Annotated in this window: 16 protein-coding genes; 13 read left to right on the forward strand and 3 right to left on the reverse strand. The window is 61.8% G+C overall.

Annotated features, from left to right (window positions below; genetic code table 11):
* Nucleotide 1: 1 nt before the first annotated feature.
* The 3 genes from NLM32_RS05960 to acdA are packed head-to-tail and all read left to right on the forward strand — an operon-like array spanning nt 2 to nt 2,809.
* Nucleotides 2-1,000: an acryloyl-CoA reductase gene (locus tag NLM32_RS05960; RefSeq protein WP_254128316.1), complete on the forward strand. Its 999-nt coding sequence runs from the start codon at nt 2-4 to the stop codon at nt 998-1,000.
* A 17-nt stretch (nt 1,001-1,017) separates the two neighbouring features.
* Complete coding sequence (locus tag NLM32_RS05965; protein WP_254128317.1) at nt 1,018-1,593, forward strand: peroxidase-related enzyme; 576 nt, start codon at nt 1,018-1,020, stop codon at nt 1,591-1,593.
* A 13-nt stretch (nt 1,594-1,606) separates the two neighbouring features.
* Complete coding sequence (gene acdA / locus NLM32_RS05970) at nt 1,607-2,809, forward strand: 3-sulfinopropanoyl-CoA desulfinase (protein ID WP_254128318.1); 1,203 nt, start codon at nt 1,607-1,609, stop codon at nt 2,807-2,809.
* A gap of 51 nt (nt 2,810-2,860) precedes the next feature.
* Here the strand turns inward: acdA and NLM32_RS05975 are convergent, their stop codons facing one another.
* A complete protein-coding gene (locus NLM32_RS05975; RefSeq protein WP_256568215.1) occupies nt 2,861-3,814 on the reverse strand; it encodes a LysR family transcriptional regulator in 954 nt (317 codons plus the stop codon).
* A 165-nt stretch (nt 3,815-3,979) separates the two neighbouring features.
* Nucleotides 3,980-4,315: a hypothetical protein gene (locus NLM32_RS05980; protein WP_254128319.1), complete on the reverse strand. Its 336-nt coding sequence runs from the start codon at nt 4,313-4,315 to the stop codon at nt 3,980-3,982.
* Between the two features lie 17 nt (nt 4,316-4,332).
* Between NLM32_RS05980 and NLM32_RS05985 the strand changes: the two genes are divergently transcribed.
* From NLM32_RS05985 to NLM32_RS06030, 10 genes are all read left to right on the forward strand, one after another.
* Complete coding sequence (locus tag NLM32_RS05985) at nt 4,333-4,731, forward strand: SRPBCC family protein (RefSeq protein WP_254128320.1); 399 nt, start codon at nt 4,333-4,335, stop codon at nt 4,729-4,731.
* Nucleotides 4,732-5,445: 714 nt separating this feature from the next.
* Nucleotides 5,446-6,681, forward strand: coding sequence for an FAD-binding oxidoreductase (locus NLM32_RS05990; protein ID WP_254128321.1), 1,236 nt, complete (start codon nt 5,446-5,448; stop codon nt 6,679-6,681).
* A gap of 94 nt (nt 6,682-6,775) precedes the next feature.
* Nucleotides 6,776-7,618, forward strand: a complete 843-nt coding sequence (locus tag NLM32_RS05995) for a transporter substrate-binding domain-containing protein (RefSeq protein WP_254128322.1) — start codon at nt 6,776-6,778, stop codon at nt 7,616-7,618.
* 4 nt (nt 7,619-7,622) lie between these two features.
* Nucleotides 7,623-8,594 carry a proline racemase family protein gene (locus tag NLM32_RS06000; RefSeq protein WP_254128323.1) on the forward strand — a complete coding sequence of 324 codons (972 nt, stop codon included), beginning with the start codon at nt 7,623-7,625 and terminating at the stop codon, nt 8,592-8,594.
* A gap of 11 nt (nt 8,595-8,605) precedes the next feature.
* Nucleotides 8,606-9,259 carry an amino acid ABC transporter permease gene (locus NLM32_RS06005; protein ID WP_254128324.1) on the forward strand — a complete coding sequence of 218 codons (654 nt, stop codon included), beginning with the start codon at nt 8,606-8,608 and terminating at the stop codon, nt 9,257-9,259.
* Entirely contained in the window at nt 9,259-10,104 is an 846-nt protein-coding gene (locus NLM32_RS06010) for an amino acid ABC transporter ATP-binding protein (RefSeq protein ID WP_254128325.1), read from the forward strand. Before NLM32_RS06005 ends, NLM32_RS06010 begins: the two co-directional genes overlap by 1 nt.
* Nucleotides 10,105-10,110: 6 nt before the next feature.
* Entirely contained in the window at nt 10,111-11,010 is a 900-nt protein-coding gene (locus NLM32_RS06015) for a dihydrodipicolinate synthase family protein (RefSeq protein WP_254128326.1), read from the forward strand.
* A gap of 161 nt (nt 11,011-11,171) precedes the next feature.
* Nucleotides 11,172-12,605: an NAD-dependent succinate-semialdehyde dehydrogenase gene (locus NLM32_RS06020; protein WP_254128327.1), complete on the forward strand. Its 1,434-nt coding sequence runs from the start codon at nt 11,172-11,174 to the stop codon at nt 12,603-12,605.
* A 36-nt stretch (nt 12,606-12,641) separates the two neighbouring features.
* Nucleotides 12,642-14,030, forward strand: coding sequence for a PLP-dependent aminotransferase family protein (locus NLM32_RS06025; protein ID WP_254128328.1), 1,389 nt, complete (start codon nt 12,642-12,644; stop codon nt 14,028-14,030).
* Between the two features lie 159 nt (nt 14,031-14,189).
* Nucleotides 14,190-14,576 (forward strand): tautomerase family protein, encoded by a 387-nt coding sequence (locus NLM32_RS06030; RefSeq protein ID WP_254128329.1) that lies wholly within the window; start codon nt 14,190-14,192, stop codon nt 14,574-14,576.
* A 273-nt stretch (nt 14,577-14,849) separates the two neighbouring features.
* On the opposite strand, the gene NLM32_RS06035 is transcribed toward NLM32_RS06030, so the two are convergent.
* Entirely contained in the window at nt 14,850-16,196 is a 1,347-nt protein-coding gene (locus tag NLM32_RS06035; protein WP_254128330.1) for an aspartate aminotransferase family protein, read from the reverse strand.
* Between the last annotated feature and the right edge of the window lie 2 nt (nt 16,197-16,198).

Consider the following 16,198-nt stretch of genomic DNA (forward strand, 5'->3'; position numbering starts at 1 on the left):
AGTGGGGTCGAATTTCAAAGCCGTGCTGATCGAGCATGATGGCAACCGGCAGTCGGTAAGACTGGCTGAGCTTGCTCGCGACCAGTTGCCCGAGGGAGATGTGACGGTACGCGTTGCCTGCTCGACGTTGAATTATAAGGATGCGTTGGCCATCACGGGAAAGAATCCGGTTGTTCGTAACTTTCCCATGATCCCTGGCATCGATTTCGCGGGGACCATCGAAGAATCTTCAAACGCGAATTTCAAGCCAGGCGACCGGGTCGTGCTGAACGGATGGGGCGTGGGCGAGCGGCACTGGGGCGGGTTGGCCGAAGTCGCCCGGGTGAAGAGCGATTGGCTGATCCCTTTGGAGCCGGCCTTTTCCTTGGCTCAAGCGATGAGCATTGGGACGGCCGGTTACACTGCCGCGCTCTGTGTGATTGCGCTTGAGCGCCACGGCGTTACGCCGGGAAGTGGCGAGGTGCTCGTGACCGGCGCGGCAGGCGGCGTGGGCAGTGTCGCAACGGCGCTACTCGCCAATCTCGGTTATGAGGTGGCCGCAGTTACAGGGCGTCCTGAAGAATCGGACTATCTCACGAAACTTGGTGCCAAGCGCATCTTGCCGCGATCGCGGTTCAGCGAACCGGGGAAGCCGCTCGCGAAGGAAGAATGGGCCGGCGCGGTCGATGTGGCCGGCGGACAGGTGCTCGCCAACGTCTGCGCATCGATGAAGTATCGTGGTGTGGTCGCGGCCTGCGGTCTCGCCGCTGGCATGGGCTTGCCGGCGACCGTGGCCCCCTTCATCCTGCGAGGCGTCACACTCGCTGGCATCGACAGCGTCATGTGTCCTCGCGAGGAACGCCGCGAGGCGTGGCGGCGACTTGCCCGTGACCTCGATCCTTCTCTCCTTGATGCGATGACCGAGCGCGTGCCGCTCGAAGCGTGCATCAGCGTTGCAGATCGTCTCATTGCGGGCACGGTGCGCGGCCGCGTAATCGTGCCAATTTCCAACGAGCAATAACCTAGGGATCCAAAGTCATGACCCAAGCCCTTGCAGTCAGTCGCTTCCCCGTTCCCGATCTCGCCGACATGCCCGGCGACATCCGCAGCCGCATCCTGGCCGTTCAGGAGAAGTCGGGCTTCATTCCGAACGTCTTCCTCGTGCTCGCGCACCGGCCGGACGAGTTCCGCGCCTTCTTCGCCTATCACGACGCCCTGATGGACAAACCTGGCAATCTCACCAAAGCCGAGCGCGAGATGATCGTGGTCGCAACCAGCAACCTCAACCAGTGCCAGTATTGCGTGGTGGCGCATGGGGCAATCCTGCGAATCCGTGCCAAGGATCCCCTGATTGCCGATCAGGTCGCCGTCAACTACCGCAAGGCGGACATCACTGATCGCCAGAAAGCCATGCTGGATTTCGCCGTCCGTGTCTCCACCGAGGCTCAGAAGGTCTCCGAGAGCGACTTCGCCACGCTGAAGTCGCACGGATTCACGGAAGAGGACATCTGGGACATCGCCGCGATCTCGGCCTTCTTCGGCTTGTCGAATAGGCTTGCCAACGTCACAAGCATGCGTCCGAACGCCGAATTCTACGCCATGGGCCGCGGCTGAGAGGAGGTACGCCATGGAGCTTTCATCGGAGCAACAGGCGCTGAAGGAAAGAGCCGCGGCGTTCTCGAACGGGCTGCTGCGCAAGCGCGGCGCCGAGGTCGATCAATCGCGTGAATATCCCTGGGACGTCGTCGAAGCGCTGAAGGCAGAGTGCTTCATGGGAATGACCATTCCCAAGGAGTATGGCGGGGAGGGCCGCAGCTTCCTCGACACAGTGCTGGTCATCGAGGAGATGGCGCGCGCGTGTACCGTCTCGGCGCGCATCGTCGTTGAAGCCAACATGGGTGCAATCTCGACTGTCATGGCGTATGGCACCGACGCCCAGCGCAAGCGGGCTGCCGATCTCGTCTTGGCCGGCGACAAGCCGGCGATCTGCATTACCGAGCCCGACGCGGGCAGCGACGCCAGCGGAATGAAGGCCCGGGCCGACAAGCGCGGCAACCGTTACGTGATCAACGGCAAGAAGCACTGGATCACGGGCGCCGGCGTATCGCGCCTGCACCTGATCTTCGCGCGGGTTTTCGATGAGGGCGGTGAGGAGCTGGGCGTCGGCGGCTTCCTGGCTGTGCGCGGGGACGCCGACGGTCTGCGCATGAGCAGGCGCGAAACGACGATGGGACTCTGCGGCATGCCCGAGCGCGAGCTGGTGTTCGAAGATCTGGAGATCACGCCAGATATGGTGCTGCTGCCCCCGTCGGGCTTCAAGCGCGGTTTTGCCGATCTCATCAACGCCTATAACAGCCAGCGCGTCGGCGCGGGCACCGTCGCCATGGGGATCGCCGCCGGCGCCCTGGAGCATGCCGTCCAATGGGCGAAAACGCGCGAGCAGTTCGGGAGGCCGATCGGCGAATTCCAGGGTTTGCAATGGATGCTTGCCGACATGCAGACGCAGCTCACGGCGTCCCGGTTGATGTTGCATGCCGCGGCAGCATCGCGCGGTCCGGATGGCAGCGCGTTTCCCGACCCGATGCTCGCAGCCCAAGCAAAAATCTTCGCGTCGGAGGCCGCGATCAAGATCGTCAACGACGCGCTGCAAATGTTCGGGGCCCGCGGCTATTCGCGCGACTTCCCGCTTGAACGTATGGCGCGTGATGTACGCATGTTCACGATAGGCGGGGGCACAGCCCAGGTGCTGCGCACGCTCGTCGCAAGCAAGGTTCTGGGCTGGAAGCTGCCGCAGACCCGCGATGGCTACACGATATCCGAGAACCAATAAGGTCTACACCTAAGATCAAAGCCATGACCTTGGGATCGTTGGCGGCACCATTCAGGGTTTCTTCGCGCCTTGACTCTTCCTCAGGTCAGAAAACTCTTGCTTGAGCAGGTCCAGAACAGTTCTGACTTTGGGGAGATCCGCCATGCGCTTGTGGCAGATGATCGCGAGTTCTGCGCGGAGTGAGGCTGGAAGCTCGAGCTTGAGCTCCACGAGGTCTCCCGGCCGCTTGAGCCGATGGGGCGTCTTCAGAAGGATCATCGCGCCAACGCCAGCCTGGCAGGCCGCGACCTGTACGCTGTAGTCGTCAGATGCGAAAGTGGGACGAAAGTCTGGGATCTTGGCCGCGAGCTCCGGATTCGGGCTGACCATCTCGAGCTGCCCCGCCCATGCGATCCAGTCGAGGTCGCGAAAGCCATATTTCGCGGGCAGTCTCCGTGCGTAGTCCTTGCTGACGTACGCGCCGATCGGAATCACAGTTTCGCCGACTGTGATCAGATCGGGATCATCGGAGGGATATCTCCTGAGCGCGATGTCCGCCTCGCCACGCGAGAGATTCAAGCGTTCCGTGCTGGCCAACACCTCGAGAGCGATCTGTGGGTGCTTTCTCTTGAGGGTTTCCGCGAACGGCGCCAGGAGATCTAAGGCGAACGTCGGTGCGGCCGTAACGCGCACGCGGCCACTGACAGGAGAGTTCTTCGCATCGAGTGAGCGATTGGCTTCCGTCGCCCATTGCGCCATGCCTTGGGCTGCGGGCATTAGCCTTATTCCAGTTTTCGTTAGGGTGATGCCCTGGTTTTTGCGGACGAAAAGCGGCTCGCCGAGCCCGTACTCCATCTCCGCAATCCTCCGGCTCAAAGTGGGTTGGCTCACCTTCAAGCGCCGCGCGGCGCCACTCATGCTCCCAGCATCGCAAACGGCGAGAAAAATGCGGAGGTCGTCCCATTGTAAGTCCACGTTCGCTCCTCCGGCTCGTATGGTGGGCCATCCAGTTATGTATGGAGACATAGGAAGTTAGGCGATTGCTATTCTGTCTGTCCAGGGCAAAGTCGTCATCGTTCATCAGTCTGGGGCTGGGTGCTCAGGCAGTAGGAGGCGACGGTAATGCTCGACCAGCAGGCAGGCGACGGAGTCTTGTTCATCGTCAATGATTCCGTAGTTAGTCAAAATGAATTAGGCGGGATGACACCGAAGACGATGAACTCCGGAGCTGTCGATTTTGTGAACGGCTCGGTCGCGGGTGGCTGGATGGCAAGGGCCATTGAGCGCCTTTGGCGCCTCGTCTTTGACCTTAGCTACTAGCTGCATGACGTTTTTCAGGGCCGTTTCGCGCGAGAATTTCTGAGAACGCTCGAAATCGAAATCGTCGGTCACCGTAGTGTATCGCACGTCGATGGCCTCCCGCAGCGACCAGTCTTCATAGGAAAGCACGCTCGGATCCACGGTCAACACAAACAAGGAGATCAGACTCATGGCAAAATACGTCGTCGCGTCCGCCGAGCGCACCATCGACGCGCCCGCGCACGATGTCTACCGATACCTCGCAGACATGCACCTTCACGCTCGGTTCCTGCCCCTTCTACGACTTTCAAGTCGAAGAAGGCGGCGTAGGAGCAGGCAGCGTCGTCAGCTTCAAAATAAAATCTGCGGGCGGCGTCCGGAATCTCCGGATGGAGATCACTGAGCCGGAGCGCGGCCGAATCTTGGTCCAGGCTGACACCGGAAGCTCCGGCCTCGTCAGGACATTTACTGTGACCCCCCACGGCGAGCAGGCGTTGGTGAACATCACCTCCAGGTTTGATGGCGAGACGGGCATCGCCGGCTTCGTCGAGGGACTCGTCGCGCCTCGCAGGTTGCACCGCGTATACGTCGAGGAACTCACCCGCCTCAACGCTTATGCCCGTGAGCAGCGCGACGCATCCTGAAGTGCCACGGCAAGCTCGCAGACAGTCGGTGTTGCCAAGATCTGTACCCGTCCGACTCTTGGCGGCGGCAGGTGACGAAGCGCCTGCCGTCGGAGAAGTGCCGCACCGGATGGACGTTCTCGAGACCCGAGCGGTGCTCGACCGCCGGCCGTCCTGCCGATGCCCCCGTAAGCGGCAGCAGCATCGCAAACTGACCAGGCCCGGCCTGTCGTTGCCGAGTGCGGACCTCAGCGCATCTTCATCATCCGCGCAGTGTTCGGGCACGCGATAAAAAGACCCAGAAAAACAGCACGCAAAACAACCGGTGTGGGGCTTCAAGGCGACCGGCGAGCTGGCGTTGCTCACCTCATCGAAGCCCGACCCGCGCCTCGTCGCCCTGGTCAGAATAGTTGCGCGACAGGCCGCGCGAGGCTTCTATTCACGCCCCCATGGGTCGGCCGGGACTGTGCGACCTCCCACACTGTTCGACGCCAAGGATGATCGGATTACGCGTCAATGATCCGTCGTTCGGCCTCGCGGTAACAAGCGTATGCCGTTGCTGCTGACAAAGGGCCCGACAACCAGCTTGGTGAACAAATAATCATTGAACCCCGCCGTGAGTCGTGATTGTTATATGTCAATGACTCGGAAATCGTGCTTATTGAGCTATGTCAATCCTAGGGCAGGCAGTGTGGTCGCGGCGCGGCGGGGCTTAGCGCGAACAGGAGATTTTGCATGGCTGAATCGCATGCTGTCGCGGTGATTGGCGGGGGCGTAGTCGGCGTGAGTTGCGCGCTCATGCTGGCGCGGGAAGGGCACAGCGTCACGGTCGTCGAGGAGGGCCGCGTCGGCCATGGTTGCTCTTGGGGCAATGGTGCCCAATACAATGCGGGATCGGCTCTTCCGATGGCTCATCCCGGTGTCATGTGGCGCGCGCTGCGCTGGTTCGCTGATGCTAATGGCCCAGTGCGCCTCGCTCCGCGTGAGTTGCCTCGCACGCTCCCTTGGCTAGTCCGCTTCCTGCGTACTGGACGTCCGCAAGCTTGGGAGGCGGCGTATGCGGCGTTGCACACTCTCAACCAACCGTGTGCCGCTCTGTATCGCGATATGCTCGGCGATACCGATTGGAAACGATTGTTCCGGCCGAACGGTGCCCTCCATGTATGGCGCGACGAAGCGCCAAGCGCGCTGGAAGAGCGGGTGGACTGTATGCGGACGCAGCACGGCGTAGCTTTTGAGAGGCTGAGTGCCGAGCAGCTGCGCGAGTTGGAGCCGGCTCTGTCCCGCGACTACCAACGTGGGGTCTACTTTCCAAACAGTGGTCATGTGACTTCGCCCCCAGCGCTGGTGGAGGGTTTGATGGAGCGAGCGGCTGCGCTTGGCACCTCAATTCGCACTGCGCGTGTTGAGGCGATAGAGCCGGGCACGGAACATGTAACACTGCAGACGAGTACCGGGCCTCACCACTGCGACACAGTGGTTGTCGCGGCGGGGATTGCTAGCCGCGATCTGGCGCGCTCCCTGGGAGTTTCCCTGTCGCTGGCCAGTGAGCGTGGCTATCACATTACTATGCCCGGTATTTCCGGTGCCATCAGCCGCCCCGTCACCGACGCAGCCTCGGCCTTTGTTGCCACACCGCTCGACGAAGGGCTGCGCGTCGTGGGCATCGCCGAATTCGATGCGCCCGATGCGCCGCGTGATGTGAAGCAGAGCACGAAGCTGCAAGCATACGCCCGCACAATGCTCCCGGACATACCCATCAGTCAGGTGACTGACTGGATGGGCGTAAGACCATCAACGCCAGACAGCCTCCCGATCATCGGCGCCCATCCGAAGCATGCGTCCATCTTGTTCGCTACTGGCCATGGGCACATGGGCATCAGTGGAGCCCCCATGACTGCGGCCATTATCTCCGACCTGGTCGCGCGCCGCGCACCCCGGATCCCAAGCGCGCCTTATCGGCTGCGATAAAGGCGGTAGGTCTCACAAGTTTAGCCTTGCGTCGCTCAGCGATAATGATATGGTTCAATTGTAAATTGACATAGTTCAATAGGAGGAAACCTCAATGAGCCGTTGGATAAGTGCGATCGTCGCTGCTGTCATTGGTGCGGCTTCGCTGCTGGGGCCGGTTTCGGTGCCGGCTCGAGCCGAGAACCCCTCCCTGGTGCTCGACCGCATCAAGGCGAGTGGGAAGCTCAAATTCCCCGTGATGGTCGCGGAGGAGCCCGGCTACATCAAGGATCCGCGCACCGGCGAATGGTCGGGATTCTTCGTCGACTGGGGCAAAGATATCGCCAGTCTGCTTGGCGTTCAGATCGAATATTACGAGACGACCTGGGGCAACCTCGCTGCCGATTTCCAGGCCGGCAAGGTGGATCTTGCGGTGGCTCTCAACCCCAATCCTCGCCGCGGCCTCGTCATCGACTATGTGCCAGGCGCCATCGTCGAGGGCATCTGGGCTCTCGTCGCGCGTCCTGGCTTTACGCCCAAGACCTGGCGCGAGATGGACAAGAAGGAAGTGCGCGTCGCCGTGCAGAAAGGCGGCACGATGCAGGTGATCGCGGAATCCGTGATCCCCAACTCCACCATCGTCGTAGTGCCCACGCGCGACCAGGCGGTGCTGGAATTGCAGTCAGGCAAGGTCGACGCGATGATCGTCGCCGACCAGGACGCCGCGCTCCTCGACTCGAAGGGGGTCGGCAAGGCCGTGGTGCCCATGCCGGTGCTGCGTAACCCCGCAACGATCGGCATCCGCCGCGAAGCCGGAAATGAGGGGTTCTCCAACTTCTTGGCCAACTGGATGTCGCAGCAGAATTCACTTGGTCTCGCCTGCTCGCGCATCACTCACTACATGCTCGAGCGCGGCATCGACATGAAGGTGGTTCCCCAGTCCGGCAAGTATTGCTGACGCCATGCGTACGAGCCGTCTCTTCACGGTTATCGACAGCCACACCGCAGGGCATCCCACCCGAACGGTCATGTCGGGGATCCCTCCGCTGCGCGGGCAGAGCGTGCGCGAGCAGCGGGATGATTTTCGCAACAACCATGACGGCTTGAGAACGCTACTGCTGCATGAACCGCGCGGGCATGCCGCCATGGCGGCGGCCGTGCCCGTGCCCTCGCGCGAGGCGGACCAGGGGCTGTTCTTCATCTTCTCCTATGTCTACGCTGACATGTGCGGCCATGCCACGATCGGTTACATCGCCAGTCTCGCTGCTATGGGAGCCCTTCCGCAGGGCTTTGAGCAAAATGGTATGTCCATCGAGACCCCGGCGGGCATCGTCCATGTGACAGGCACGTTCGAAGCCGGGCGGCTAACGTCTGTCCTGTTACGCAACGTGCCCTCCTTCGTGCTCGCCTCCGGCATCGTCTCGGAGGTCGAAGGTCTCGGCACAGTGACCTGCGACATTGCTTATAGCGGGATCACATATGCGCTAGTCGACGCTGACCAAGTCGATCTTCCCTTCGACATCGACCATGCCAGCCGCTGGTGCCGCGCAGGCATGACGATCAAGCAGGCGCTAAACGCCCGCAGCGGAGCGCCGCAGGTCGGCAGCGTGCTGTTCTATCGCTCCATCGAGGGCGGCGCCCGACATCTGGTCATTTTGGCCAGCAACAAGTTCGACCGTTCGCCCTGTGGCACCGGTACCTCCGCCCGGTTAGCCCAACTCCACGCCCGCGGGCAGTTGGCGGTAGGCGCCGCATACCGGGCCGAGAACATTCTGGGCGTGCCCTTCGAAGCCAAAGTCGCGGGCCTGGCTAAGGCCAATGACGGCAAGCCCGCTGTTATTCCGGAGGTGCGCGGCATGGCTCATGTCACCGCATTTTCCACTCTCGTTCTGGAAACAGACGATCCGCTGCCTTCCGGCTTCCTTCCGAACTGACGGAGAGCGCCATGAAATTCGATCCGTCCATCGTCTTTGCGAACTGGGACATCCTTGCCTACGGCCTGCTCGTCACTCTGAAATACACGATCTACACCTGCGCCATCGGACTCGCGATTGGCCTCCTCGTGGCGCTGCTTCAGCTCTCTCCATGGCCACTGGTGCGATGGACCGGCCGAGTCTGGGTCGAGTTCTTCCGCAACATCCCGCTGCTGGTGTTGCTGATGTGGACCTATTACGCGCTGCCAATCTTCCTTCAGATCCAGATCGGTAAGGAAACGGCCGGTGTTCTGGGTCTCGGGTTCTACGCCAGCGGCTTCTATGCCGAGATTCTGCGCGCCGGCGTCCAATCGATCGACCGTGGCCAGACCGACGCTGCCATCGCGTTGGGCATGGGGTACGTGCAGCGCATGAAGCGCATCATCCTGCCGCAGGCACTCCGCCGCATGGTGCCGCCGCTGATGGGCCAGACCATCATGCAGCTCAAGAACACGACGCTTCTTTCGGTGCTGACCATCCCCGATCTGCTCTATCAGGCGGGCTACATCGCCAGTTTCACCTACCGGCCGATGGAGGTCTACACCGTCATCGGTGCCGTCTTCATCCTCTTGCTGTTCCCCCTCAGCGCTCTTTCTCGCCGATTCGAACGCAAGGAGGCCGCGTAATGACGGTAACATCCACCGAAGTCGTACTGAGCGTACGCGGCATCGAGAAGTCCTACGGGAAGAATCATGTACTTCGTGGCGTCGATCTCGACGTGCATCGCGGAGAGGTGGTCTGCCTGATCGGTGCGAGCGGCTCGGGCAAGACCTCGCTGCTGCGCTGCATGAACCTTTTGATGGAGCCGGACCAGGGCGAGATCCTCATCGAGGGGGCGCCTCTGTTCCGCAGCACCGGTGATGAGCGGCTGAAGCTCTCCGGCAGACAGGTCAGTGCCGTGCGCACCAAGACCGGCATGGTGTTCCAGAGCTTCAACCTGTTCCCCCACCGCACCGCTCTGGAGAATATTATCGAAGCTCCGTTGGTGGTGAAGAAAGTGCCGCGCGCCGAAGCCGAGGCTCGAGCACGCGAGCTCCTCGCGCGCATGGGTCTTCCGGACGCCGGGCACAAATACCCTTCGCAATTGTCGGGCGGCCAGCAGCAGCGCATCGCGATAGCCAGGGCGCTCGCTATGCAGCCCACCATCATGCTTTTCGACGAGCCGACCTCGGCGCTGGATCCGGAACTGGTGGGCGAAGTGCTCGCCGCTATCCGCCAGCTCGCTGCCGAAGGAATGACCATGGTCATCGTCACCCACGAGATCGGCTTCGCCTATGAGCTGGCCGATCGGGTGGTTTTCATGGACCAAGGAGTCGTCGCAGCTAGCGGAGCTCCACGCGAACTCCTGCTGTCGAGCGAAAATCCGAGGCTCGCGGCCTTCGTCGGACGGTTTACCGAACAGGCCCGTCTTCTCGGCCCCCTCACTTCGCCGGCGGCTGCACCTTCAACCGCATCTTCCAACAAAGGATAGTAGATCATGACCAATGTGAACTGGGGCGGCATCTTCCCCGTGCTCGTCACTCCCTTCGGCGCCGACGGCTCCATCAACGAGGCCCGATACAAGGCACTCATCGACGACGCGATCGCCAACGGCGCGCAGGGCGTCGTAGCGGCCGGCAGCACCGGAGAATTCTATGCGCTTACCAAGACCGAGCGCGCGCGCCTCTACAAGTTGACCGTCGACCACGTGGGCGGCCGCGTTCCCGTCCTGGCGGGGGTCGCCGACTTGCGTGTCGAGGATGTGCTGGAAGCGTGCCAGTCGGCCGTGGCGGCGGGCTGCGCGGGCGGCATGATCCTGCCGCCGATCTACGCCATGCCGAGCCCGCGCGAGATCGTGGCCTTCTTCGAGCACATCTCTCGGAACACGTCGCTGCCCCTGATGCTCTACAACAGCCCGCGTCGCGCCGGCATCGACATAACTCCGGCCCTCGTGGAGCAGCTCTCGGCGCTGCCGACCGTCGTCGCTATCAAGGATAGCTCCGGCGTGATCACTCAGGTGACAGAGCTCGTGCAGCGCGTGGGGAGCAGACTTCGTGTCTTCGTCGGTTACGAGACAATGATCGTGCCGGCTCGCGCCGTTGGTGCTCACGGAGTGGTCGCTATGGCGCATCAAATCGCCGGGCCTTTGATCCGCGACTACTGGGACAAGGCCCTGAGTGGAGACAAGGCATTGGATGAGCTCGGCCGCGACGTCTTCGCCTTCTATCGTTGCTTCCAGTCCGGATCCTATTACGCGGCCATCAAGGAGACCATGAGCCAGCTTGGTCGGGGCGCGGGTGGCCCGCGCCTGCCGCTGCTGCCGCTGGCCGACGAACAGAAGGCGGCCATTGCGAAGATCATCGCCGAAGCCGGTCTTGCTCGCTGGGGGAAGGCTTAAGGGGAGGCAATCAGTAATCCGCCATCAAAATTGGTGGCGGCCCCTACCAACTGCGCGAGCAACAACGGTTCGCATCGAGCCGCATCGACACAGGAACTCGATCCAATCGGGCTCCCATCCACTCGCGTCTGAGAGCATCATATCCGTCTAAGGAATAGAATATGTACACGAAACTGGCACTCCTCATTGATGGCGAATGGATCGAGGAAACCAATGCTGGAAGCGAAACCGTTCTCAATCCGGCCACGGAGCAGCCTCTCGGCAAGCTGCCGCACGCCGGAACGGCAGAACTCGACCGCGCACTTGCAGCGGCAAGCCGGGCCTTCGAGAGCTGGAAGCGCACCTCGCCTTATGAGCGTGGGCAGATTTTGCGCCGCGCGGCTGGCCTGATGCGCGAGCGTCTGGACCACATCGCGACGGTACTGACCCTGGAGGAAGGTAAGACCCTCGCGGAAGCAAAGGGTGAGATCGCCGCCGCGGCGGAGTTCTTCGACTGGTTCGCGGAAGAGGGGCGGCGCAGCTATGGGCGTGTCATCCCGGCGCGCCTGCCCGATATGCGCCAGACGGTCACGCAGGAGCCGGTAGGGCCCGTGGCTTGCTTCACGCCCTGGAATTTCCCGGCAGTCACACCTGCGCGCAAGATCGCCCCCGCTCTTGCCGTCGGATGTACTTGCATCATTAAGCCGGCTGAGGAAACGCCGGGTACGACGCTGGAAATAGCGCGGGCGCTCACCGACGCAGGGCTACCCAAAGGCGTGCTGAACGTCGTCTTCGGCGTACCAGCGAAAGTCTCCGAATATTTGCTGCGCTCCCCCATCATCCGCAAAATCTCGTTCACGGGATCAACACCAGTGGGACGACACCTCGCTCGGCTCGCTGGAGAGACCCTGACCCTCGCCACCATGGAGCTGGGCGGTCATGCACCGGTGATCGTCGCAAAAGACGCCGACGTGCAGCGCGCCGCGGAGCTCTCCATGGCCATCAAGCTGCGCAACACTGGCCAGGTCTGCACTTCGCCGACACGCTTTTTCGTGGAGCAGCCGGTTTACGAAGAGTACCTCGAACACGCGCGTGCCTACGTCGAGAAGCAGGTGGTGGGCGACGGCCTGCAAGCGGGCACCACAGTGGGTCCCGTCGCCAACACACGCCGCGTCGCAGCGATGGACGACCTGATCTCCGACGCCTTGTCCCATTCGGCGCGCCTTGTGGTCGGAGGTGAACGACTGAAAGGGACAGGTCTGATGTATCGGCCCACGATCCTGGCGGATATGCCCGACCGTGCGAGGGCTATGAGAGAGGAGCCGTTCGGCCCCCTTGCGCTGGTACAACCTGTTGATGACCTAGAACAGGCCATCGCCCGGGCGAATGCATTGCCTTACGGTCTGGCCGGATATGCCTTCACCCGCTCTGCCGCAACGGCCAACCGGATCGCGGAGGAGATGGAGGTCGGCGTCATCGGCATCAATCAGATGGTGGTGACGATACCCGAAACGCCGTTCGGTGGAATCGGCGACAGTGGCTGGGGCCGCGAAGGCGGCATCGAGGGTCTGGAGTCCTACACTGTCAGAAAGTATGTCGGCCATCTTCATGTCTAGCAGGCGATGAGCCCGAAAGGAAAAGGAGCGCGGGACATGAGCCTGGATGGACCAATTTCGGGCTGGAGACCTCGGCAACTCGCGCCCGAGGGGCCGCGCTACCTCGCCTTGGTCAACGCTCTAGAGCAGGACATTGCCGATGGCCGGCTATCGGACGGCGATCGCCTGCCGCCTCACCGCGACCTGGCACGGGAGCTTAGTCTGTCCGTCGGGACCGTGAGCAAAGCCTATCAGGAGGCCGAACAGCGCGGTATTGTCAGCGGCCATGTCGGGCAGGGCACCTTCGTCCGGCGCCGTTCCGCCGCCCGAGCCGAGCCGACGGCAAGACGTGAGCCGGTCAATTTGGCGTTGAACGTACCCGTCGAGGCAGGCGAAACGCAAATCCTGTCCGCGATGTTCAGCGAGGTGGTGCGCGAGCCTGATCTTAAGCCGTTGCTGCGCTACCACCCCCATGGCGGCATCTGGAAGCACCGCGAAATCATCGCTGCTTCGCTGTCCGACGACAGCTTCACCGTCGAACCGGCAAGGCTGTTCCTTTGCAACGGTGCCCAGCACGCCTTAGACATCGCCCTGCGCCTGGTGGCAAAGCCCGGCGACAGCATCTTAGTCGATACCTTTACCTATTCCGGCTTCAAAGCCATCGCCGCTGCCAGCCATCTAAACTTGGTGCCCGTGGAGATGGACGACGAGGGAATGGATCCGGAAGCGCTAAGACAGGCGTGTCGTGCGTCCGGGGCGCGGGTGCTCTATTGTATGCCGACCTTGCAGAGCCCAACGGCCCGTACCATGAGCCTTCCCCGCCGGCGGCGCATAGCTGAACTCGCCGAGGAACTCGATCTCGCAGTCGTAGAGGATGACGTTTACAGCTTCTTCTTCTCCGAGCGTCCGGCGCCAATCGCCTCGTTGGCGCCAAGCCGCACCTTCTACACCACGTCCTACTCCAAATGCCTTGCGCCAGCCTTCCGACTCGGCACGTTGTCGGTACCGACAGACTACATTGCTCAAACCGAGCTCCTCCTGCATGCCTCCGCCTGGTTTGTGGCTCCGATGCTAAGCGAGGTAGTCGTGCGATTAATTGAGAGTGGCAAACTGGAAGACCTTCTGCGTGAGCGACGCCTGCAGGCGCTTGAGCGTTACAGGGTGTTCCAGGACGTCTTTCCCAAGGCCGCCAAGCTTCAGTCCCCGGCCTTCTACGGTTGGTTGCCATTGCCGAAAGGGTGGTCTGCAGATCAATTTGCGGCCGCCGCCCGAGGTCGTGGCATACTCGTGACCCCACGCATAGCATCGGCGGTAGGCGAAGGGGATCCAGGCGCAACCCGCATCTGCCTTGGCGCGCCTCAAGATATCGTCACACTTTCTGATGTGCTTCAGACTCTGCGCGATATCCTGGCTCGCCATCCAATAAACGTGGTTTCTGTGGCCTAGCCATCGCTCGCTCAGCTTTCGGTCCATTCCGGCCCGGTCACCGCAATGTGGTCAAACGGAGCGAATACGAGCCAGCTTCGTTGGAAAGGGCAACGATCGACGATGGCACGAAAGCCGTTCTCGACCCCATGATGGCAAGCCTCTTGAGGAAATCCATAGATGCCGAGTACACGGATCACGACGGGCAGGTGGGCTCGTGGCAGCGAGCAAAAGGTTATCGAAACGGTCCAATCGGCGCTGCTCTCCGCGCTGAAGATACCTGACTACGATCGCGATGTAGTCCTCGACATCTACGATGCGAACGTCCGGATCATTCCCACCGGCCGATCGGACCACTACACGCGTGTCGAAGTCGTGATGTTCTCGGGCCGATCGCTTGAAGCAAAGCATGCACTCTACAAGGCTCTAGTCACAAACCTATCCGCGCTCGGGGTGCCAGCGACAGAGATCAAGATCATCTTGCTTGAAGTGCCAGCGGAGAATTGGGGACTCAGAGGTGGCTACCCTGCATCGGAAATTGATCTGGGCTTCAAAGTTGACGTCTAGTCGAACCGGCAACTCAGCGACTTGGGGACGTGAAGATAAGGGACGTCCAGGCGGCTAGCCTGGGAATCTGCTGTTCTACCAATCGCAACAATCGGGTGTTGCGTGTCTCCGCAACCAATGATTGTTGCGAAAGCTAGGCGCCCAAAGCCCCGGCTTCCCACGGGCGCGGCGGTCTGCGTGCTGGCCCTCGCGTATCAACGTGGATGCGAAGAAGCTCCTTTCGCAAAGCTTCGCTAGTCTAGCGGCTCGATTGCGCCGCTCTTTGAGAGTAGGTCAGATGCTCCTCAAAACGGCGCGCATTTCGGTCAACAAGCGATCGACGTCGCTCTCCGAAAAGACGAGAGGAGGGCGAATTTTTAAGCAGTTCGCATAATAGCCGGTCGCCGAGATCAGGACGCGACGTTTGCGCAGCCCATCGACCACGGCGAGCGCGGTCACCGAGTCGGGCTCCTTCGTGCCTCGATCCTTCACGAACTCCGCCGCGACATAAAGTCCAGCGCCGCGGACGTCCCCGATGCGCTCATCGTTGGCCGCGATCTCCCGGAGACCCTTCTGAATCATGGCGCCGATGCGCGCGGCATTGTGCTGCAGATTATCCTCACGGATGACATCAAACGTTGCCCTTGCCGCCGCGATGGCCACGCTATTGCCGCCAAACGTATTGAAATAACGCATTTCGTTGCCGAAGCGCTCGATGACCTCTCCGTGGACCGCCACGGCCGCGACGGGGAAGCCATTGCCCATCGGCTTGCCCATGGTGACGATATCCGGCGTCTGGCCATGGCGCTGGAAGCCCCACAGCTTGTCGCCCGAGCGACCGAAGCCGGCCTGCACTTCGTCGGCGATGACGACGCCGCCGGCCTTGTGCACGAGCTCGGTGATCGGCCGCAGGATATTCGTGGGATTGGCGTAGATCCCGTCGGATGAGAAGAGCGAGTCCGCGATGAAGGCGGCGATCCCTTCACCCCGCCGTTCAAGCTCCGTGATCTCGTGTGCGACCTGGCGAACGAGAAGCTCGGCAACTTGGCCCGCGGGCAGGCGGTAGGAATCGGGCGCAGGGATCCTGCGGACCCAGGTCCCCAACGGGGAGTTCTTGCCAAGCGACGGGGACAGCCCTGCTGTTAGGAACGAATTCCCCGTGTAGGCCTCGGACGTGATGATGATGCCCTTGCGGCCGGTCTGGTGCATGGCGATGCGCAACGCCAGATCGTTGGCCTCCGAGCCGGTGCAGGTGAACATGATGTGTTCGATCGGCGCGCCGAACGTCGGAATGATCTCGGCGGCAAATTCGAGGATACCGTCCTGCACGTAGCGCGTATGGGTACAGAGCGTCTGCATCTGACGATGGACCGCTTCGACGACGCGCGGGTTGCAGTGGCCGACCGAGACGACGTTGTTGTAAGCGTCGAGGTATTCGTTGCCCTGCGCATCCCACATCTTCGTACCGAGGCCGCGGCTGATCTGGACGGGCTCGGCGTACATCAGCCGGTAGGCCGGTCCCAGCAGCTCGCGGCGCTGGCGGATCTTGTCCTGAAGTGCGGCGTCAAGACCGTCCATGTTGTTGGGGTCGAAGCCGTTGACCATCCCGACATTGACCTTGGGCTTGGTGGGCGCATTCATGA

The sequence above is a fragment of the Bradyrhizobium sp. CCGUVB14 genome, assembly GCF_024199935.1.
In the GTDB taxonomy this organism is placed as follows: Bacteria; Pseudomonadota; Alphaproteobacteria; order Rhizobiales; family Xanthobacteraceae; genus Bradyrhizobium.

What these genes read in the sequence shown, in the direction of transcription:
- NLM32_RS06005 (WP_254128324.1), top strand. Translation starts at nt 8,606, where the DNA reads ATGAAATTCGATCCGTCCATCGTCTTTGCGAACTGGGACATCCTTGCC.
- NLM32_RS06010 (WP_254128325.1), top strand. Translation starts at nt 9,259, where the DNA reads ATGACGGTAACATCCACCGAAGTCGTACTGAGCGTACGCGGCATCGAG.
- NLM32_RS05965 (WP_254128317.1), top strand. Translation starts at nt 1,018, where the DNA reads ATGACCCAAGCCCTTGCAGTCAGTCGCTTCCCCGTTCCCGATCTCGCC.
- NLM32_RS05995 (WP_254128322.1), top strand. Translation starts at nt 6,776, where the DNA reads ATGAGCCGTTGGATAAGTGCGATCGTCGCTGCTGTCATTGGTGCGGCT.
- NLM32_RS06020 (WP_254128327.1), top strand. Translation starts at nt 11,172, where the DNA reads ATGTACACGAAACTGGCACTCCTCATTGATGGCGAATGGATCGAGGAA.
- NLM32_RS06025 (WP_254128328.1), top strand. Translation starts at nt 12,642, where the DNA reads ATGAGCCTGGATGGACCAATTTCGGGCTGGAGACCTCGGCAACTCGCG.
- NLM32_RS06030 (WP_254128329.1), top strand. Translation starts at nt 14,190, where the DNA reads ATGCCGAGTACACGGATCACGACGGGCAGGTGGGCTCGTGGCAGCGAG.
- NLM32_RS06015 (WP_254128326.1), top strand. Translation starts at nt 10,111, where the DNA reads ATGACCAATGTGAACTGGGGCGGCATCTTCCCCGTGCTCGTCACTCCC.
- NLM32_RS05975 (WP_256568215.1), bottom strand. Translation starts at nt 3,814, where the DNA reads ATGTCTCCATACATAACTGGATGGCCCACCATACGAGCCGGAGGAGCG.
- NLM32_RS06035 (WP_254128330.1), bottom strand. Translation starts at nt 16,196, where the DNA reads ATGAATGCGCCCACCAAGCCCAAGGTCAATGTCGGGATGGTCAACGGC.
- NLM32_RS05985 (WP_254128320.1), top strand. Translation starts at nt 4,333, where the DNA reads ATGTCTACCGATACCTCGCAGACATGCACCTTCACGCTCGGTTCCTGC.
- NLM32_RS06000 (WP_254128323.1), top strand. Translation starts at nt 7,623, where the DNA reads ATGCGTACGAGCCGTCTCTTCACGGTTATCGACAGCCACACCGCAGGG.
- NLM32_RS05980 (WP_254128319.1), bottom strand. Translation starts at nt 4,315, where the DNA reads ATGGTGCGCTCGGCGGACGCGACGACGTATTTTGCCATGAGTCTGATC.
- NLM32_RS05990 (WP_254128321.1), top strand. Translation starts at nt 5,446, where the DNA reads ATGGCTGAATCGCATGCTGTCGCGGTGATTGGCGGGGGCGTAGTCGGC.
- acdA (WP_254128318.1), top strand. Translation starts at nt 1,607, where the DNA reads ATGGAGCTTTCATCGGAGCAACAGGCGCTGAAGGAAAGAGCCGCGGCG.